An 18,837-nucleotide genomic window follows, 5' to 3' on the forward strand; every position below is an offset into this window, starting at 1 on the left:
ATCGCACCGGCCGGTCCGCGCGCCGCGCCCCCGGGCCCGGGCGCCCCGCGGGTTTGGATGAGGGGCCTGCCGCCGCACGGCGGCCGGACGGACGCAATGGAGGGCCGCTGTGCGCAGAAGCCGGGTCGCTGGGACTGTCGTGTCGATCGTGTCGTCGGGGCTGCTCGCGCTGGCGCCGGCCGCCGGGGCCGCCGACGGATGGCAGCCGCGGTCGGGCGGCGGCGGCACCACCCGCCTCGAACTCACCGAACCGGACAAGGTCGGCTTCGCCACGATCACGGTCACCCCGCAGGGCACCGGCTGGGACGTGGACGCACTGGTCACGAAGACGGTGAACGACCCGGGATGCGTGTTCCTCCAGGCCGACGACGCCCCGTCCCGGACCCGGGAGACGGTGCTGGAGCCGGGGCAGCAGATCGGCGCGCAGTGCGGCTCGGCGTGGACCCGCACGCAGATGCTGACGCACACCGAGCACCGGCGCCTGGTCCTGGGCTGGTCCGACGGCGACGGCGTACCGGTCTCCTGGCGGAGCGTCACCTTCTAGCGGGCGGCATGCATGCCGGTGAACCGGGCCGGCATATGTCGGGGCGACCCCGGTGGCCGCCCCGCACCGCCCGGACCGGGACCCACGTGGGCGCGGAACCCCGGTGAACCGGGCCGGCAAGTCGACGCGGCCCCCACCATGCGCCACCGGCGGGGGGAGCGCGACGTGCCCGCCGTCGGGATCGACACCCGGTCGCCCGCCGCCCTGGCGGCACCCCCACCGCCGGCACCTGGGTGCGGAACACCGTCAAGCCGGTGGGCACGTCGACGCGGACGCCACGCTGCACCGCCGGCGTGCGACGCGCGCGCCGTCGGGATCGACACGCTGGAGCGCTCCGCGCGAGCACGCCGCCGCAGGCCACGAGGCGCGATGCCAACGGCCGGGGGGGGGACCACCCCGGCGGGCGCCGGGACCCGCTTGTGCACGGAATGCCAGCGAGCCGGGTCGACCCGAGCGTCCACGGGTCGCCGATGCGGCCCCCACGATGCGCCGCCGGCGCTCCCGCCGCCCTGCCACCCGCACAAGGTCAGCCCGGCGGCGGACGCCCCCGCACCACACCCGGCTGCACTGCGCCACCCCTCCCCGGCCGATCAGGCCAGAAGTCACCACGCCCGCAGCGGTGCCCGACAGTGCGGAACGCCCGCGCACCGGGTCGGCGCGCAGAGACGGCGAGCACACCGCGCCGCTGGAGCGCAGGACACCACGACCGCTCCGGCCTCCGATCGGGCCCGCACGAAGGTACGGGCCGCCGGTGAGCTCGGAGGCGCCCACGGCGCACGCGGCGGCCCGCCGCTCTCCCGCTGCCGATCGGGCCGGGAGTCGCCATGCTGGAAGCGGTGCGCACCACCCCGGTGGGCACCGCCACCGCGGACCCGGCGGTCGCTTCGCGCGGACCCGGGCACCGGGGCGCACGAGCCGAGCCAGCCGAAGGAGTGCGCAATGCCGGTGAGCCGGGTCGGCATGATCGTCCACGAGGGGCGTCCGGAGGCCGTCGAGGCGGCCGCGACGGTGCACCGCTGGTGCGCGGAGCGCGACGTGCCCGCCGTCGAGATCGACATCTGGCGGCAGGACCGGCCGCGCCACAGCGGCCGGGAGGAGGCGAAGACGGCGGGCTATCCGGACCTCATCGTCACGCTCGGCGGCGACGGCACCTTCCTGCGCGGCGCCCGGGTGGCGGCGGCCTGCGGCGCCCCCGTGCTCGGCGTGGACCTGGGCCGGGTCGGTTTTCTCACCGAGGTCTGCGTGGAGGACGTCACGGAGGCGCTGGACGCGGTCGCCGAGGACCGGGCCACCGTCGAGGACCGGATGACGCTCACGCTCCGCGCCTCGCGCCCGCTGGAGGTCCCCGAGGGCATCGAGTCGCTGCTGCGGTACGGGCGCGGGCCGACGCTGCCCTCGCCGAGCGTGCGGCCGGGCGACCCCGTGGACGTCGGGTGGGGCGTGCCCATGAACATCAACGCGGTCAACGACATCGTCTTCGAGAAGCTCGCCCGGGACCGGCAGGCGAGCGTGGCGGTGTACCTGGCCGGGCGGCTGTTCGCCTCGTACTCCGCCGACGCGATCATCGCGGCGACGCCCACCGGTTCCACCGCGTACAGCTTCGCCGCCGGCGGCCCCGTCGTCTCCCCGCACATGGACGCCGTGGTCTTCACGCCGGTGGCGCCCCACATGGCGTTCGACCGGACGATGGTGGCGGCTCCGGACGAGTCCGTCGCCATCCGCGTGCTGGCCCGTTCGGGGCGTGTCGCGGTCAGTATCGACGGCCAGTTGCGCGGCGTGGTGGACCCCGGGGACTGGGTCGCCGTGTACCGCGGCCGGCACCGGCTGCGCCTGATCCGGCTCGGCCCCACGGACTTCTACCGCCGGGTCCGCGACCGCTTCCGGCTGAGCGACGCGCCCGCCGCGGTCGCCGACGGCATGGCCGCCCCCCTCATCCGGCCCGACCAGCCCGTCCCGCCGGACCTGGCCGGACTGCGGCTGCCGCCGCCCCCGGACAAGAGCGCGGACGCCGGCCCGAAGCACTGACGGCGGTCCCGGTCGGGCCGGCGTGCCTTCCACTCCGGCGGCCTATCCCCGGTTGTCCGGCGCGGCGGGCCTCCGCAGGCTGTTCTGGGGGACGCGACCACACCCGGGAGACCGACATGACCTGTCCTCGAGACCCGTCCACGGCGCGTCACAGCCGCTGGGCCCTGGCCGCCGCACTCGTGGTGGCCACCGCGCTCAGCGCCGGCTGCGCGGGCCGGGCCGGCCGCTCCGCCGACGTCCACGGCGCGGCGGCGACGAGGGTGGCCGTGGCCGACGGGGCGCCGGCGAAGTACGTGCCCTGCGGCGACCCGCCGGTGAAACTCGAGACGATCGCCCAGGACTTCCTCAACGGGCTCGCGGCGGCCGACGGGACACCGCTGTACAAGATGTCGTACAGCGACGCCCGCGAGGTGCTGAACAAGCTCCAGGCCGGGCCGGTGGACATGCTGCCCGCCACGGTCGAGCAGCGGGACGTGCCCGGCGGTCCGACCGGGCCGGTCTCCGTGCACGTCGTACGGCCCGAGGGGGCGAAGGGCGCGCTGCCCGGCATCGTCTACATCCACGGCGGCGGCTGGGTGCTGGGCAACTTCAAGACCCACGAGCGGCTGATCCGCGAACTCGCCAACGGGGCCAAGGCGGCCGTGGTGTTCGTCGACTACACCCCGTCGCCCGAGGCCCAGTTCCCCGTGCCGATCGAGCAGGCGTACGCGGTGGCCAAGTGGGTCGCGGCCAACGGCGCCGGAATCGGCGTGGACACCTCGCGCCTGGCCGTCGCCGGCGACTCGGTGGGCGGTGACATGACCGCCGCCGTCACGATGATGGCCAAGCAGCGCGGCGGCCCGCACTTCCGCCAGCAGGTCATGCTCTACCCGGTGGCCGACGCCGACTTCGACACGCCGTCGTACCACCGCTTCGCGGAGAACTGCTGGCTCACCCGGCCCGCGATGCAGTGGTTCTGGGACGCGTACGCCCCGCACCTGAAGGACCGCTCCAACCCGCTCGCGGCGCCGCTGCGCGCCACCACCGGTCAACTGCGCGGTCTGCCCCCGGCGTTGGTGATCACGGACTCCGACGTGCTCTTCTCCGAGGCCACCGCGTACGCGCGGAAGCTGCGCGGCGCCGGGGTCCCGGTGACCCTCTCGCACTACGAGAAGATCACCCACGACTTCATGATGCTCAACGCCCTGAGGGACACCGAGTCCAACAAGGCGGCCGTCGCGGAGGCGAGCGCCGTGCTCCGCGACGCCCTGCACGGCGCGGACTCGGGCGGCGGCAAGTAGCCCGCGTACCGGAGGAGGGGGCGGCCGTGCACCGGCCGCCCCCTCGCGTCAGCGCAGTGTGGGAACGGCCCCGCCGTCGACGCGGGCGAGCGTCACACCGGGCACGGCGCGCAGCCAGCGCGCGGCGGCACGGTCGAGGGCGCCGGCGTCGGGTGGGGTGCTGCCGAGGCCGATGGCCCACCGTGCCTCGTGGGCACCGGCCGCGAAGGGCCGCGGCCACGCGTGGACGTCGACGGCGCCCGCCGCCTCCAGCGCGGTCAGCAGGGCGCGCACGCGGCCGCGGAACCGGCCCACGGTCCGGTCGAGGTCCTCGCCCGGGGCGGGGCGCACCGTGGCGACGGCCCAGGCGGCGTGCCGCCGGTGCAGGGGCGGGGGCGCGAGGAGCACCGCCGTGTCGGCGCCCTCGTCCAGCAACTCCCAGGCGCGGTAGAGCTCCTGGGTCAGCAGGTCGCGGAAGCCGGGGCCGGTCTGCTCGGTGCACCAGCGGACGGGGGCGCTCGGGGTGGCGACGGACACGGCCGGGGCGGTGGCACCGGCGGTGCCGATCGGGTTGTGCCAGTCCCACGCGGCCCAGGTCGCGAAGAACTCGCGCGCCAGACCGGACGCGGGCGTGTCCGGGTGCTCGCCCACCGTCCGGGCCGCCAGCAGCGCCCAGGCCAGTCCCGGCAGTCCGCCGAACGGTGCCGAGTCCAGTCCGCGCGCGCGGGCCCAGGCCTTCACCTGGCGGGCCAGTGCGGCGAAGCGGTCGTGGGCGCCGCCGGCCAGGGCAAGCACGGCGTCCGCGTCGCTGACGGCGCTCAGCGCGACGGCGGCGGCCTCGCCCAGGTCCAGGCGCCGGTCCACCGCCTCGCCGGGGGCGAGCGGCCCGGTGGCCACGACCACCAGGTCGACGTCGAGGGCGCCCACGCTGAAGCGCAGCCCCGGCACCCGGGCCCCGGTGACCTCGCGCAGCCGTACGGCCCCGGGCACGGCGGCAGCGACGCGGGCCGCCACGTCCTCCATGTCGGCCGTGCCGGGCAGCGCCGCCACCACGTCGAGATCGGCGCCGGGCAGATGGCATCCCATGCGGCGGGACCCGGCCAGGTGCACCGCTCCGGGCCGGAGCGCCTGCGTCAACTGCCGCAGCACACGGGCCGCTTCGGTGTCCCCGGCGGCCGGTGCGGGGCTGCCGCCCGGCGGGGGTGCGTCGTCCAGCCAGCGCAGCGTGCCCGTGCCGAGGGCGACCTCGGCGCGGGGCCGCATCGGCTCGTCGCCGCGCCGCGACAGCAGGACGATCGTCCCGACGCGGGCGGTCATCGGGGCGAGGCGGGCCGCCGTCGCGGCCGCGACGGGCAGCGGGTCGGGGGTGCGGCCCAGGGTGAGGTGCGGGGTGTATCCCCCGGCGCGGCCCCGGCAGTGCGGGAACCGTTCGGCGAGGGCGTGGTGGAGGGCGGCCCAGGGGGCGGGCGCCGGCAGCGGCGGGGTCGAGCCAGACGGTGGCGTCCTCGCGGTGGCCGAAGGTGTGGATGCCGTCCAGTCGCGCGCTGAAACCGGGTGAGGCGGCCGCCGCTTCGGCGAGCAGGGGCGCGGCGCGCTCGAAGGCGTGCTCGGGTACGAAGCCGAAGAGCAGGTTGACGTGCGGGGGCCAGCGGTGGATCTGCGGGTCGTGCTCCCGGCGGACGCCGTCGAGCGCGGGGCGCAGTTCCTCCGGCGGGAGCCAGGCGACCGCGGTGCGGGCGGTGGGCGCCTCGTCCAGGGTCCGCGTGCCCGTGCTGCCCGACGGGGTGAGGACGGCCTCCACCCCGTAGTGGTCGGAGGCGAACAGCCCGTCGGCCGCGGGGGTTTCGCCGTGCAGCCGGGCGGCGGTGGCGCGGAATCCCGCGGCGTCGCGCAGGAGGACGCGGTCCAGGCGGGAGGCCCGGCCGGTGAGGGAGGACACGGCGGCGAGCGGGTTCGCCGCGGGGTCGAAGGTGGGGGTCGTGTCGGACGCGCCGTGGACGTCGGTCCAGGCGTCGCGGAGGCCGAGCGCGCGGGCCGGTGCGTCGCCGCCGTCGTTGAAGTCGCCGAGGACGACCAGTCCGGGGGCGTCGACGCCGGCCAGTCCCTCGGCCAGCCGGGCCAGTTCGGCCTCCCGCCGGCCGGCGCCGTCCTCGGAGTGGTCGCTGCTCAGATGGGTGGCGACCACGACGAGCGGGCCTTGGGCGGTCTCCACGGTGATCGCGGCGACGGCCTTGTGCGGACCGAGGGTGTGCGCCGCGGACTCGCGCACGGGCAGCCGGCTGAGCAGCAGCAGTCCGTGCTCCGCCACCTCGTGCGTCCCGGTGCCGTCCGGCGGGGTGCCGAGGACGTACCGCTCGCGGACCCAGGGCTCGGCGGCGATCATCGCGAGCAGGCGCGGCTCGGTCTCCTGGAGCGCGATGACGTCGGCGTCCGACCGCTCCAGCGCGCGCAGCAGCAGGGGGCGGCGGCGGTCGGTGGCGATGAGGTGCCCGTCGTAGCGGTCCCACAGGGTGTTCCAGGTCAGGACCCGCACCTCTCCCCCGCCGGGTGCCGCGGCCGGAGCCGTGCCGCCGGGGCGCCAGCCGTCGGCCGCCGGATCCCAGGCGTGCGGGGTGCGGGCGGTGAAGAACGGGGCGCGCAGCAGCCGGGGCGCGCAGCAGCCGGGGTTCGCGCACCCGGCCCGCGTCGGTGGCGTCGATGCGGTCGACGCCGGTGGCGCGGTCCCACACGAGTTCGCCGTCGGCCTCGACGAACAGCACGCGGTGCCAGGGGACCTCACCGCCGGGCACGAAGGCCGGCAGCGGGACGCGCTTGGGCGCCGCGCCGCGCTGGAGGACGCCCAGCACGAAGCGGGCCGGGTCGAAGCGGGCGTCCCAGCGGACCCGGTGGTAGATCTCCTCGCTGGTGCGCACCTCACACCTCCTGTCCGTGGGCCGCGGCGCCGAGCGTGCCGTCGGTGTCCTCGACGGTGCCGTCCGCGCCCAGGTAGCAGGTGCGGTGCGCGTGGCCCGGGTACGGCGGGTCGAAGCGGCGGGTCTGCGCGGTGAGCACGGCGCCTGGGACCGGGTGGTCGCGGACCGCGTTGCGGCGCGCCAGTTCGTCCTCCCCGACCAGCGCCACCACATGGGTGACGAGGGCGTCGCGGCGGCGGGCCACCGCGTGCACCAGGGACCGCTGGTGGGGACTCAGTGACGTGGCGTCCCACACCACCGTCGCACGTCCGGTCAGGGCGCTGTCCAGCCCTCGCAGGCCGTCCCGCAGCACCTCCTGGTTGGCGCGCTGGTCGGCCCGGGACCCGCGGGCGGTCCGCAGTTCGTCCAGGGAGACCCGGGTGTCGACGCCGTCCAGGCCGGCGGCGAAGGTGCTCTTGCCGCTGCCCGCAGGGCCCACGAGGTGGATCAGGCGGGGGAAGTCGCCCGAGCGGTAGCGCCAGGTCGCCGCGACGGCCTCCTCCGCGCTGCCGAGGCGACCTGCGGCGTACGCGGTCCGGGCCTCGGTCCAGCAGCGGTCGGCGGCGGCGCGGCCGAGTCCGGCGAGGGCGTCGCGCAGCCCGTCGCGCAGCGGGGCGGACGGTTCCTCGGCGAGCAGTCCCGCCGCGTCGGCGTGGAGCGCCGACCACTCGGCCTGCTCGCGGGCCGCGTCGCCGGGCGCGACCGCGGCCGCGACGGCGTGCAGGACGCCCAGGTCGGCGGCGAGGGAGAGACGCCCGAGCCCGGCGCGGCGGTCCCGGTCCGGGTACGGCAGGTGGAGGGCGGCGTGCAGCCCGACCAGGTCGGCGACCCGCCGGGCGGTGGCCATGCCCAGCGGCCCGGCGAGCCGGGCGGCGAGCGGGGCGCGGTGCGCGCCGTGCAGCAGGGCGGCGAGCACGCCCGCGAGCCGGGCGTCCCCGGTCCGTCCGAGAACGTCCAGCCGGGCGGCCGCGTCCGCGGCGGCATGTGCGTCCCGCGTGTCCTGCGCGGGCAGGCCGAGCGCCGTCACGAGTGCGGCCGGGTCGGGGGCCGCGCCGGAGCGGACCGCCCACAGCGCGGCGGCCGGGCCGAGCCCGTTCTCCACGACGGCGGCGTGCATCCAGTGCGTACTGGTCCGCACATGGTCCGGGCGCACCCATTTCGCGACGCGCCGCCCGAACTCCTCGCGGGCGAAGCCCTCGGTGGTGCGGACGACCCAGCCCTCCTGTCGGGCGGTGTCCACGCGCAGGGCCCGCAGCGCCCGTTCGTCGAAGGTGCCCCGCCACAGCACCGGCGGCACCGGGACGCCGAGGCGGCGCAGGAAGCCCGTCGTGGCGTCCCAGTCCAGGCACCGGTCTCCGTCCCAGACCGAGAACCCGTAGAACCAGCTGTCCAGGGCCTCGTAGGCGAGCGAGTGCCGGGCGAACAGGTTCTCCCCGCACACCCGCCGGCCGGGCGGGATCGCGGACCCGATCCGCCCCTGGAGCGCCTTCACCCAGGCGCGCGAGGGGTGGTGGGCCGAGTCCGGCGACCGGGCGTGCAGGCCGTCGGTGTAGAGGGTGGTGTTCTCGCCGTCCAGCTTCTCGGTGACGACGACCTCGCGCCCGCGCAGCCCGTCCAGGTCCCGGGCCCGCACGTCGTCCGACGCGGCCCCCGGTGACCAGGGCAGATGAGGGGTGCGCGGATAGTGCGTACGCATGGTTGCGGTGCTCCCCCGTGCTCCATTGGTGCGCGGCCACTGTAGGAGCGTCACGGACACCCGTTCCATCGATTTAGCGCCGGCCGGTGCCCCGCGCGGGTCACTCCGACGGCCGCACCGGTCGCGCCCCGTGACCGCCCTCCGCGCAGACTCGTCACCAACCGTCCTGCCTGCCCCGAGGCGAAGAGAGTGCCGATGTCTGCGAATCCGCTCGCGATGTCCCGCCGCGCACGCTGCCTTGCGCTGCTCGTGCCGGTGGCCGCCCTGGCGGTCTCCTGCCCGGTGGCGGCGTCCCCCGCGGGCGGGAGCGGCGGCGGACGCGGCACCAGGCCGACGATCGTGCTGGTGCACGGGGCCTGGACGGACGCCTCGGGCTGGCTCCCGGTCATCCGCGGACTGCAGAAGAACGGCTACACGGTGCTCGCGCCCTCCAATCCGCTGCGCGGGCTGAACGCCGACTCGGCGTACCTGACGGCGGTCCTCAAGACGGTCAAGGGCCCCGTCGTGCTGGTCGGCCACTCCTACGGCGGCGCGGTGATCACCAACGCCGCGGCGGGCAACCCCAACGTCAAGTCGCTGGTCTACATAGCGGCCTTCGCGCCGGAGGCCGGGGAGAACACCCGCCGGCTCATCGCGAAGTACCCGGGCAGCCACCTGGCCGACGCCTCGTCCCTGGTGCCCGCCGCGCTGCGCACGGTCCCGGTGCCGGAGGAGGACGGCGACGGCGGCGGCGGCGGCGGCGGGCTCGAACTGTGGATCAGGCCCGAGCGGTACAACGAGATCATGCTGAGCGGCCGTGTCCCGGCCGCCACCGCGGCCTCGCTGGCGGCGGCCCAGCGCCCCGCCGCCACGGGGGTCGTGACCGAGGCGGCCCGTGCCGCGGCATGGCGGACCATCCCCTCCTGGTACCTGGTCGCCACCGCCGACCAGGCCATCGGCGCCGCCAACGAGCGCTTCATGGCCCTCCGGGCCGGCAGCCATGTCGTCGAGGTGGACGCGCCCCACGCCGTCCACGTCACGGCGCCCCGGGCCGTCACCGACCTGGTCCTGGAGGCGGCCCGCGCGGCCGGCCCCCGGCTCGCCCCCGCCGCGAACTCCCGGCCCGTGGCGATGATGGCCGCGGCGGCCAGCATCTCGGTGGCGACCGGCACGGCCCTGTACGCCCTCACCCGCAGGCGCGAAACCCGCCCCCGGTGACCGCGCGCCGGGCTCAGCCGGCGGGGCGGGCGAGCACGGTGGCGAACGTCACGTCGAGGAATCCGTCGAGCGGCTGCCGGCCGCGAACGAGCCTGGCCCGGGACATCGCCCCCTCGAAACCGCTCACCAGGTAGTCCGCCAGCGCTTCCGCCGACACCGCCCGGGCCACCTCCCCCACCTCCTGCGCCTCCCTCAGCGTCCCGGCGAGCGCCTCCTGCCAGCGCTGGAGCTGCTCCCGCACCGCCTCGCTCAGGGCGGGGCTGTGCGCCGGGATCTCGGCGGCCAGATTGGCGAGCAGGCAGCCGCGCGCGAAGTCGTTGCGGGCCGCGAGCGCCACGCGGTGGCGCAGGTTGGCCTCGATCCTGGCGATCGGCGAGGGCGCGGCGCCGGTCAGCGTCTCCAGGGCCAGGGAGCCGGAGAAGCGCTCGACGGCGTCGAGGCCGAGCGTCTCCTTGCTGCTGAAGTGGTTGTAGAAGGACCCCTTGGGCACGCCGGCCGCGGCCACGATGTCCTGCACGCTGGTGCCGTTGTAGCCGCGCTCGTGGAACAGCCTGAGCCCGGCCTCGGCGATCCGTTCTTTGGTCGTCACGCCCTCAGTATGACCGGTCGTCTCACACCGGCTCCGGGGAATGTTCACGGCGGGCGGGTCGCTTATCCTGTCCAAGACGACCGGTCACATTAGGCCGCCACGTCCAGTACCGGCAGCGCCGCCGGGCCCCCGACCTCACCGCCCCGGACATCTGGAGACCCTTCGTGCACCCCACCCCTCACGAGGCCGCGCACCGCAGGAGCGCCGTTCCGGTCAGGGCCTGGCTGCAGCCCGCCCTGATCGGCCTCGTCATCGTCTCGGCCTTCATCAGCTGCTACATCGGGGTGCAGCGCGACCCCCAGCCGCACCGGCTGCCGATCTCCGTCTCCGGCACCCTGCTGGCCGACCGCCTCCAGCAGGGGCTCGGCGACGCGGTCGACGTCCGCCCCGCCGCCTCGACCGCCGACGCCCGCCTGGCGCTGGAGCGGCACGACGTCGTCGCGGCGCTCAGCGCCACCGACCACGGCGACAGGCTGCGGCTCGACGTCGCCGGCGCGAACGGCCTGTCGACCACCACCGCGGTCAAGAACCTCGTCACGGCCTACGGCCACGGGGCCGGGAAGGACGTCAGCGTCCGCGACGTCGTACCGCTCGACCAGTACGACGCCCGCGGCCTCGCGGGCTTCTACGTCTCCTTCGGCGTGTCCCTCGCGGGCTTCGTCCTCGCCCAGAACGCGCTGGGCCTCGGCCAACTCCTCCACCTGCGCCACCGGCTGACCCTCATCGCGGGCTTCTCCGCGGTCTCCGGCCTGCTCGCCGCCTTCATCGCCGGTCCCCTCCTCGGCGCCGTCCCCGCGCCGTTCCTGCCGCTGGCCTTCACCCTGGCCCTGCTGTCCGCGGCCGCGGCGTTCACGACGAAACTGCTGGGCACGTACCTCGGGCCGCTGGGTGTGCCCGTCGCGACGCTCCTGCTGCTCACCATCGGCAACTCCACCAGCGGCGCGACGATCGGCCCCGACCTGCTGCCCGGCGCGGGCCGCGCTCTCTCGGCGGCCCTGCCCCCGGGTGCGGCCGTACGGGCGGTCACGGACCTCACGTACTTCGACGGGGCCCACGCGCTCACGCCGCTGGCGACGCTTGCGCTGTGGGCGGGGGGCGCGGCGGTGCTCGTGACCCTGCGGCCCAGGCTCCGGGACGCGGTACGGCGGCTGCCGCTGCGGCGGACTGCCCCGGCGATCTGAGACGGCGCGGCACGGGTAGGCTCCCCGCGCACATCCCCCCGACGCGAGGAGCCGCCCGTGCCCGCCGACGCCAACGCGCACCTGCGCATCGCGCGCCCCGTGCGCGACCTCGCCGCCGCCGAGCGGTTCTGGATCGACGGGCTCGGCCTCAGCGTGCTCTTCCGGCACGAGGGCGACGGCACACCGGGTGAGCACTCCCTGCTCATGGCCGGCTGGCCCGGCGCGCACTGGCACCTCGAACTCGTCCAGGGCCCGGACGTCCCCGAGCCCTCACCGACCGTCGAGGACCTCCTCGTCGTCTACCTCGAGGAGGAGGTTCCCGAGGAGCTCGTGGCCCGCCTCGAAGCGCACGGAGGTGTACGGGTGCCGGCGCACAACCCGTACTGGGACGCCTGGGGCGTCACGGTCCGCGACCCTGAGGGGTACCGGCTGGTGCTTTCCTCCCGTGGGTGGTCCTGACGCCGCCTTTCCCCGCCCTCGGGCCGGGGGTGGCTGTCTGCGGGGGGTGTGGAAGGGTGTCCGCCGTGCAGGAGACGAACCTTCCCCCTCCAACGGTCCCCGCCGGAACGGCACCGCGCCGGAAAGCGGCGCGCGCGAAGCTGACGGCCGCGGCCGTCAGCGTGCTCGCCGCGTACGCCGCGGGCCCGGGGAGTGACACCGCCGCCAAGGCGGTTCCGATGAGTCGGGCGGCCGTGGACAGGGAACTGCACTCGGCCGCGGCGGAGGCCGGTGTCCACGAGGCCACCGGCTTCATCATGGGGTTTTCGTTCTCCGGCGGCTCCTACCGGCCGAGCGCGGAGTGCATGATCACCTGGTCCGCGGACACCGCGCCCGGCGCCCGGGCGTACGCGGCCATCGAGGCGGCCCTGACCCGGAAGGGCTGGACCACACTGCGTCACAAGGACAACGAGGCGTACGCGAACACGATCTTCGGGAAGGACGGCTGGAGCGCGACGGTCTCGTACAGCCTCCAGGAGGCGACGAACGCGGACACGGAGTTGATCTTCACCGCGACGGCTCCGGCGTGCTGAAGCGTGGCGCCCCGGCACAGCGCCTCCCCGGACTCGGAGCGTCCGCGGGTTGCAGCCGGATCCGCTGCCTCGCGGGCCTGCCCCATCAGCGCGCCAGGTCGGCCAGCCACGGATGCCCGGGGTGCACGAGATCCAGCCAGCCGCTGAGCACATCCCGTCGCGCCCGCCCCAGCAGCGGCAGCACCCCGTCGAAGTCCGCCTGGTCCTTGGGCCGTGGCGTCCTCGCCTTGAACAGCAGCACCAACTCCGGCACCAGGAACGGGACCCCGTCGGCCGTTCGCTCAATGAGCATGTCGTACGGCAGGCGCAGCCTCTCGTCCCGCCGGAAGATCCACGTCATGCCCTCGTGCGGCTCCCGGAAGACGTCGAAGAGGAACTGACCGCTCACCGGATCCCGAAGCCAGGTCTGATGCGTGGCCGCCAACTCCTCGGCTCCCGCCCCCGACCAGACCCGCCCCGAACCCACGGCGTGAAAAGTGAACTCGGGGAAACGCCGGCGAATCTCCGGGAACCCCGCCGCGGGCACCGAGATCTCCAGATCGCCGTGCGGCCGCGACTGCTTCCCGCGGAACAGATCAAGGGCCCATCCCGCCGCGACGCACCACGGCAGTCCGATCCCGTCCAACCGCTCCGCGACGCGTTCCGGACGCCAGGCGTCCGCCCACCGGGCCTCCAGTTCGTCCGCGTCAAGTACCGCGCCGCCGGGCGGCAGAGATTCGGTCATCGTGACAACGTACCGCCGCGGTCGCGGCGCGCGCTCCGCGCGCCTGACCCGTTTTTCCCCGCCCTCCCGCCCGAGTGCCCGGCGCGGTAAGTGCGGGCCCCGCGCTGCGTGCGTCGTGGGGGTCGGCGCCGCTCCGGAGTCCGTCCTCGGCGCTCGCGGTTTACCCCTACATCGTTCGGCATCGACCACGCGGTCTCCGCTCGTCCCCTGCGGGCGGACCCCGGCGCACCCCCTCCCGGGGTCGTTGGGGCGACTTACGGCCGGTGGGGGTGACTGTTGGCGGCGACGGCTGCGCACTTGGACAGCGCGGCGCCTACGGGTGCCCGAGCACGGTGCCGTCCATGCCCACCCACCGGGGATCAGGCGCGGAGGGGGCGGGGGGAGGTGGGGGCACCTCCCAGCGGTAGCTGGGGGAGGGTGGCGTTCTGGACTGTGGAGGATATTTGGGTGCACAACCCGGGGCACGCAGCCGACAGTGCCTGAGGCACCTAGATGTGCTGTCCGGAATGGCAGCCGCGGAGGCCGCTACCCCGGCGCCCATACAGCGGGCGCCGGGGTAGCTGACTTCACAGGGCACACAGGCGGGGAGAGGCTACGAGCGGTTGAAGAGCGACTTGGACCAGGCGTAGCCCAGCGCGGCGAGCGCCACACACCAACCGACCGCCAGCCACCCGTTGTTGCCGATCTCCGTCCCGAGCAGCAGCCCGCGCAGCGTCTCGATGGCCGGCGTGAACGGCTGGTACTGCGCGATCGGCTGGAACCAGCCGGGCATGGAGTCGATCGGGACGAAGGCGCTGGAGATCAGGGGCAGGACGATCAGCGGCAGTGCGTTGTTGCTGGCGGCCTCGGCGTTGGGGCTGACCATGCCCATGCCGACGGCGATCCAGGTGAGGGCCAGGGCGACCAGCGCCATGAGTCCCAGGGCGGCGAGCCATTCCAGGGGGGTGGCGTCGGTGGAGCGGAAGCCGATCGCGACGGCGACGGCGCCGACGAGGACCACGCTGGCGATGGACTGCAGGACGCTGCCGATGACGTGCCCGATGAGGACGGAGCCGCGGTGGATCGCCATCGTGCGGAAGCGGGCGATGATGCCCTCGGTCATGTCGTTGGAGACCGACACCGCGGTCCCGACGACGGTGCCGCCGATGGTCATCATCAAGATGCCCGGCACGAGGTACGCGATGTACTGGGAGCGGTCGGCACCCCCGTCGCCCATGCCCGCGCTCATCACGTCGCCGAAGATGTAGACGAACAGCAGCAGCAGGACGATCGGGGTCAGCAGCAGGTTCAGGGTGAGGGACGGGTAGCGCCGGGCGTGCAGGAGGTTGCGGCGCAGCATCGTGGTGGAGTCGCGGACGGCGAGGGGCAGGGAGCTCATCGGACGGTCTCCTTGGTCTGGGCGGGGACGGTGTCGGTGTCGGTGAGGGCGAAGAAGACGTCGTCGAGGTCGGGGGTGTGCACGGTCAGTTCGTCGGCCTCGATGCCGGCGGTGTCGAGTTCGTCGAGGAGGGTGCGCAGGTCGCGCTGGCTGCCGTCGCTGGGGATCTGGAGCGTGAGGGCTTCGTCGTCCCGGGTGGCCCGGGCCAGTGCGGAGGCGGCGCCGAAGTAGGTGGCGGGGTCGGTGAAGCGGAGCCGGACGTGGCCGCCGGGGATGAGGCGCTTGAGTTCTTCGGCGGTGCCCTCGGCGGCGATCCGGCCGTTGTGGAGCACGGCGATGCGGTCGGCGAGTTCGTCGGCCTCCTCGAGGTACTGGGTGGTGAGGAGGACGGTGACGCCGCCGGTGACCAGTTCCCTGATGATCTGCCACATGTTGTGCCGGGAGCGGGGGTCCAGTCCCGTGGTCGGCTCGTCGAGGAAGATGATCCGCGGGTTGCCGACCAGGGTCATGGCGAGGTCGAGGCGGCGCTTCATGCCGCCGGAGTAGGTGGAGGCGGGCTTCTTGGCCGCCTCGGTGAGGTCGAAGCGCTCCAGCAGTTCGGCGGCGGTGCGGCGGCCCTCCTGCTTGGGCAGGTGGTGCAGGTCCGCCATGAGGAGCATGTTCTCCTCGCCGGTGATCAGACCGTCGACAGCGGAGAACTGCCCGGTGACGCCGATGGCGGCGCGCACCCCCTGCGGGTCGTCGGCCAGGTCGTGGCCCGCGACCTGGGCCTGCCCGCCGTCGGCGGAGACGAGGGTGGAGAGGATCTGCACGGTGGTCGTCTTGCCGGCGCCGTTCGGGCCGAGCAGTGCGAACACGGTCCCGGTGGGGATCCGCAGGTCGATGCCGTCCAGGACGGTCTTGTCACCGTAGGACTTGCGCAGTCCGACGACGGAGACGGCCGCGGGTGTCCCACTTTTAGGCGTGGGCATGACAGATGAGGGCATGGAGTCCTCCCTTTCGAGGAGTGAAGTGGCGGGGGTGGTCGGCGGGTTCGGGGCTCACGCCCGGGCGCGGCGGACATCGATGTTGCCCCAGCGCGTCCTGGCGCGGACTTCGACGGTGTCCTCGGTCTGCTGCGGCGGTTCGGCGTCGGCGAGCTGGTTGCGCACCCGCCCGCGCTCGGAGCTGGCGTCGAGCCAGGCGGCGGTGCCCTCCCGGATGCCGATCTCGATGGCACCGTAGGAGGTCTCCAACTGGACCGTTCCGCGGGCGGCCTCGGCGACGCGCAGCGTGCCGTGGGCGGTGGTGGCGGTGACCGAGCCCTCGACGCGCGTGATGTCGATGTTGCCGTTGGCGCCGCTCACGCGCAGGTCGCCGATCGCGGCACCGACGGTCGTGCTGCCGTGGGAGTTCTTCAGGACGGCGGGGCCGTCGACGGTACCGACGCGCAGATTGCCGGAGCTGGTGGTGATCTCGGCCGTGCCCTCGACGCGGTCGACGGTGATCGAGCCGTGGGAGACGGTCAGCTGGAGCGGCCCGGTCGTGTCGAAGCGGACGTCACCCGAGGAGGACTTGACCCGGACCTCGCCGAACCGGCCCTCGCCCAGCACCTGGGTCCAGGAGCCGGTCACGTCCAGGCGGGAGCCGGCGGGCAGCTCCACCGTCACGTCGACGGCGCCGCTCGGCCCGATGAGGCGGCGCTCCTTCGTCCTGACGGTCAGGACGCCGCTCGCGTAGCCGACCTCGGTCTGCTCGGCGGCCCGCACGTCCTTGTCCCGCTTCGGGTCGAGGGGCCGCACCTCGACCACGGTCTCGGCGCGGTCGCCCGCGGTGAACGAGACGGCGCCGGCGCCGACATGGGCGGTCACCGAGATCGGTTCGGGAGTGTCGAAAGAAGGCATGGCTGTACCGTCCTCGTGAGTCCTCGGGGCATCCCCGCCGGTGGGACGGGGTGTGGGTGGCGTGGTGCGGGCGTGGTGCGGTCAGCGCACCCAGCCCGTGAAGCTCTGACCGACGGTCCGGGTCTTCTCCGCCGGACGCTGCCGTGGCCCGCCGTCGGCCGCGGCCGACACGGCGCGCACCAGCCAGGCGTTGACCGACAGGCCCTCGCGGTTCGCGGCCTCCTCGGCGCGCACCTTGAGGTGAGCCGGAAGACGCAGGTTGACGCGGGCGGTGGCGCCCTCGTCGGCGTCGCCCGGTGCCGGGGGCGGTGCCATGAGTGGCTCTGCGGAGCCGCTCCTGTCCTCGTAGACCTCGTCGCGCGGCGGTGGCGTCACCACGAAGTCGGGGTCGAGCCCCCGCAGCCGTACGTCGACCGAGCCGGGGGCGAGTTCACGGGTGATCTCGTCCATCGCGGCGGAGAGCACGTTGAGCATGGTCAGGCGGGTCGCCGACTCCAGCGGGGCGGTGAGCCGCTCGGCCAGCTCGCGGGCTTCTTCGCCGCCGGCCTCGGCGGCCACCGCGAGTTCGCGGCGGAGGTTGTCGACATAGGGCGTGAGGTCCATGACGCCATCATGGCACCACTGTGGTGCCACATACAAGGCCCCAAAAGGTGCCGCCGGTCGAGATGTGGGCAACCATGCCTCTGACCTGCACAAACGGCCCGACATCAAGATGCGCCAACACGGCACCACCGAGGCCATCGGCCGCTCTGGTGCCGGCGGTGGCGCCATCGTGGCACCACAACGCTCCGGTGGGCGTGCGCCGTCATCCCACGTCCACCGCGTACCCGTTCGTGCGCCCGGCGCGGACCCCAGGCCCGGACGCCGCCCCTGCGACGCCGAGTGCGCGCACCCCAGGACTTCCAGGAGTCCCGAGAGCCCCATCCGCTGCCGACATGGGCGCGCGTGCCGCGAGCCCGCGCGCCGCGACGCAACACGGTCGGCAAGCTGGAACAGGCCCGTGCCGACGCGATCCGGGGTACCCGGCACCCCCGCCCGTGTCCGGGGTGTGGATCACGAGGCAAGGGGACGTTCACCCGGGGCATCGCTCAAATACTCCGGCACCCCGCCACTGGACAGGACGCGCGAAACAGGTGACTCGCCCGCCGACGACGGATTGGTTCCAGCCAGATACTCATCGAGAGATTGACCGCACCCGTTGAAGAGTTCATGATCGTCGGTCAACTGAGCGACATTGGAACAAACTTTAGGACAACTCCATGAAAACGAAGCTGAGGAACCGCGTTGTCACGCTTCTGGCGGCTACTGCCCTCGTTGGCGGTACCTCTCTCACCCTCGGAGCGACCAACGCGGCGGCGGCCAACTTCACCTTCTCCAAGAGCGCGGTCAGCTCCTCTGGAAGCTTCACCATCGCCGCCTACAACAACGGCACCTATGCGGGACTCATGGAGTGGAACGCCGATCCCGTAGATGACAACCCTGGCGACGCGTTTCGAGTGTCGGACTGGCTTGGCGACGGGTTCGGCATGGAGGCGCGCATGGTCGACCCGTCGACGGGACGCTCCGCCACCACGCGTGGGCACGACGCCAAGTACACCAGTGGCTGGAACAGCGGGAATCTGGACGAAGGCACCTTGGTCTTCATGCAACTCTGTGCGGTCCAGGGGCTCTCGGAGCACTGCAGCCTCGCATACCAGGGCCACGCCTGACCGCATGCCGACTGCATGACCTCAACCAGTCACTCGCGACTGATTGGGTGCACGAACAGGGCCCCCGACGGATCGGCAACCGACGGGGGCCCTGTCGTCCGGATTGGCACTACAAGTCTGCGGATGGCCGCTTCCCGCCGGTCCTTTTGCCTCTTACGGCACACGATGAAGTCGGCGCACACCAGCACACGGCCGCCCGGCCGCGATCCGGATTCGATCAGGTGAATCGCGCCGTCGTTCGTGTGGTGGCCGCACGAACCGCAGATCCCGGTGCCCCGGAGCGGCGTGTCGTCGATGGTGGTCACTGCCGCACCCGCCCGCGCGCCTCGCGCCGGATCCGGCGGAGGCCGGCGCCGACCCGGCAGTCGTCGTCCGCGCACCCGGCACACGTCTGCGCGTGGCCTACCTGCAACTCCAGCTCGACGCGGTTGACCGCAAGATCGCGCAGGTGGGGGCACCCGTGGCGGCGCGGTCACCGCTACGGCCGACCGTCCCGACGGCGACGCAGACCTTGGCCGCCAGGCAGCGGCCTCGACGACGTCGCCCGACGAGCATCGTGCGGGGCGAGGCCGGCGGATGCGGAGCGCCCGATCCGGGAGGAGACCGGCCGGGGCGCGGCGTACTGCATCGGGCCGACTGCTCGATCCCTGGCGGCGCGTGGCTGAGCCGT

General features: G+C 74.2%; 17 protein-coding genes and 3 pseudogenes. 8 read left to right on the plus strand and 12 right to left on the minus strand.

The window, feature by feature from the left end; all coding sequences use genetic code 11:
- The first annotated feature begins 139 nt into the window (after nt 1-139).
- The 3 genes from ACIP64_RS23595 to ACIP64_RS23605 all read left to right on the plus strand — a co-directional run bounded on the left by ACIP64_RS23595 (nt 140) and on the right by ACIP64_RS23605 (nt 3,849).
- The gene (locus ACIP64_RS23595; RefSeq protein WP_401590051.1) at nt 140-544 is read left to right on the plus strand and encodes a hypothetical protein; all 405 of its coding nucleotides are present in this window, start codon (nt 140-142) and stop codon (nt 542-544) included.
- Nucleotides 545-1,483: 939 nt separating this feature from the next.
- Nucleotides 1,484-2,569: an NAD(+)/NADH kinase gene (locus ACIP64_RS23600; RefSeq protein ID WP_401590054.1), complete on the plus strand. Its 1,086-nt coding sequence runs from the start codon at nt 1,484-1,486 to the stop codon at nt 2,567-2,569.
- Nucleotides 2,570-2,685: 116 nt separating this feature from the next.
- The gene (locus tag ACIP64_RS23605) at nt 2,686-3,849 is read left to right on the plus strand and encodes an alpha/beta hydrolase (protein ID WP_401590057.1); all 1,164 of its coding nucleotides are present in this window, start codon (nt 2,686-2,688) and stop codon (nt 3,847-3,849) included.
- 48 nt (nt 3,850-3,897) lie between these two features.
- On the opposite strand, the gene ACIP64_RS23610 is transcribed toward ACIP64_RS23605, so the two are convergent.
- The 5 genes and pseudogenes from ACIP64_RS23610 to ACIP64_RS23630 all read right to left on the minus strand — a co-directional run bounded on the left by ACIP64_RS23610 (nt 3,898) and on the right by ACIP64_RS23630 (nt 8,475).
- Nucleotides 3,898-5,145 (minus strand): poly(A) polymerase, encoded by a 1,248-nt coding sequence (locus tag ACIP64_RS23610; protein ID WP_401590060.1) that lies wholly within the window; start codon nt 5,143-5,145, stop codon nt 3,898-3,900.
- A 9-nt stretch (nt 5,146-5,154) separates the two neighbouring features.
- Nucleotides 5,155-5,304, minus strand: a pseudogene (locus ACIP64_RS23615) (2'-5' RNA ligase family protein); the annotation flags it as partial.
- Nucleotides 5,305-5,359: 55 nt separating this feature from the next.
- Nucleotides 5,360-6,211, minus strand: a pseudogene (locus tag ACIP64_RS23620) (2'-5' RNA ligase family protein); the annotation flags it as partial.
- A 394-nt stretch (nt 6,212-6,605) separates the two neighbouring features.
- A pseudogene (locus ACIP64_RS23625) lies at nt 6,606-6,740 on the minus strand (DUF504 domain-containing protein); the annotation flags it as partial.
- A gap of 1 nt (nt 6,741) precedes the next feature.
- Nucleotides 6,742-8,475: an RNA ligase family protein gene (locus ACIP64_RS23630; RefSeq protein ID WP_401590063.1), complete on the minus strand. Its 1,734-nt coding sequence runs from the start codon at nt 8,473-8,475 to the stop codon at nt 6,742-6,744.
- Between the two features lie 195 nt (nt 8,476-8,670).
- Here ACIP64_RS23630 and ACIP64_RS23635 point away from each other — a divergent pair, with 195 nt between their 5' ends.
- On the plus strand, nt 8,671-9,672 hold the full coding sequence (locus ACIP64_RS23635) for an alpha/beta fold hydrolase (RefSeq protein WP_401590066.1): 1,002 nt from the start codon (nt 8,671-8,673) through the stop codon (nt 9,670-9,672).
- Between the two features lie 13 nt (nt 9,673-9,685).
- Here the strand turns inward: ACIP64_RS23635 and ACIP64_RS23640 are convergent, their stop codons facing one another.
- Nucleotides 9,686-10,261 carry a TetR family transcriptional regulator C-terminal domain-containing protein gene (locus ACIP64_RS23640; protein WP_401590069.1) on the minus strand — a complete coding sequence of 192 codons (576 nt, stop codon included), beginning with the start codon at nt 10,259-10,261 and terminating at the stop codon, nt 9,686-9,688.
- 164 nt (nt 10,262-10,425) lie between these two features.
- Here ACIP64_RS23640 and ACIP64_RS23645 point away from each other — a divergent pair, with 164 nt between their 5' ends.
- The 3 genes from ACIP64_RS23645 to ACIP64_RS23655 all read left to right on the plus strand — a co-directional run bounded on the left by ACIP64_RS23645 (nt 10,426) and on the right by ACIP64_RS23655 (nt 12,473).
- Nucleotides 10,426-11,442, plus strand: coding sequence for a hypothetical protein (locus ACIP64_RS23645; protein ID WP_401590072.1), 1,017 nt, complete (start codon nt 10,426-10,428; stop codon nt 11,440-11,442).
- 57 nt (nt 11,443-11,499) lie between these two features.
- Nucleotides 11,500-11,901: a VOC family protein gene (locus ACIP64_RS23650; RefSeq protein ID WP_401590075.1), complete on the plus strand. Its 402-nt coding sequence runs from the start codon at nt 11,500-11,502 to the stop codon at nt 11,899-11,901.
- Nucleotides 11,902-11,966: 65 nt separating this feature from the next.
- Nucleotides 11,967-12,473 carry a hypothetical protein gene (locus tag ACIP64_RS23655; protein WP_401590078.1) on the plus strand — a complete coding sequence of 169 codons (507 nt, stop codon included), beginning with the start codon at nt 11,967-11,969 and terminating at the stop codon, nt 12,471-12,473.
- Between the two features lie 85 nt (nt 12,474-12,558).
- Here the strand turns inward: ACIP64_RS23655 and ACIP64_RS23660 are convergent, their stop codons facing one another.
- The 5 genes from ACIP64_RS23660 to ACIP64_RS23680 all read right to left on the minus strand — a co-directional run bounded on the left by ACIP64_RS23660 (nt 12,559) and on the right by ACIP64_RS23680 (nt 17,061).
- Entirely contained in the window at nt 12,559-13,197 is a 639-nt protein-coding gene (locus ACIP64_RS23660) for a nucleotidyltransferase domain-containing protein (protein ID WP_401590081.1), read from the minus strand.
- A 592-nt stretch (nt 13,198-13,789) separates the two neighbouring features.
- The gene (locus ACIP64_RS23665) at nt 13,790-14,575 is read right to left on the minus strand and encodes an ABC transporter permease (RefSeq protein ID WP_401590084.1); all 786 of its coding nucleotides are present in this window, start codon (nt 14,573-14,575) and stop codon (nt 13,790-13,792) included.
- Nucleotides 14,572-15,561: an ATP-binding cassette domain-containing protein gene (locus ACIP64_RS23670; protein ID WP_401590087.1), complete on the minus strand. Its 990-nt coding sequence runs from the start codon at nt 15,559-15,561 to the stop codon at nt 14,572-14,574. Before ACIP64_RS23670 ends, ACIP64_RS23665 begins: the two co-directional genes overlap by 4 nt.
- A gap of 54 nt (nt 15,562-15,615) precedes the next feature.
- Nucleotides 15,616-16,458, minus strand: a complete 843-nt coding sequence (locus ACIP64_RS23675) for a DUF4097 family beta strand repeat-containing protein (RefSeq protein ID WP_401590090.1) — start codon at nt 16,456-16,458, stop codon at nt 15,616-15,618.
- 81 nt (nt 16,459-16,539) lie between these two features.
- On the minus strand, nt 16,540-17,061 hold the full coding sequence (locus ACIP64_RS23680) for a hypothetical protein (RefSeq protein ID WP_401590093.1): 522 nt from the start codon (nt 17,059-17,061) through the stop codon (nt 16,540-16,542).
- Nucleotides 17,062-17,717: 656 nt separating this feature from the next.
- Here ACIP64_RS23680 and ACIP64_RS23685 point away from each other — a divergent pair.
- On the plus strand, nt 17,718-18,167 hold the full coding sequence (locus ACIP64_RS23685) for a hypothetical protein (RefSeq protein WP_401590096.1): 450 nt from the start codon (nt 17,718-17,720) through the stop codon (nt 18,165-18,167).
- Between the two features lie 29 nt (nt 18,168-18,196).
- Here the strand turns inward: ACIP64_RS23685 and ACIP64_RS23690 are convergent, their stop codons facing one another.
- Nucleotides 18,197-18,472: a hypothetical protein gene (locus ACIP64_RS23690; RefSeq protein WP_401590099.1), complete on the minus strand. Its 276-nt coding sequence runs from the start codon at nt 18,470-18,472 to the stop codon at nt 18,197-18,199.
- Between the last annotated feature and the right edge of the window lie 365 nt (nt 18,473-18,837).

The organism is Streptomyces sp. NPDC088733, assembly GCF_044751185.1.
In the GTDB taxonomy this organism is placed as follows: domain Bacteria; phylum Actinomycetota; class Actinomycetes; order Streptomycetales; family Streptomycetaceae; genus Actinacidiphila.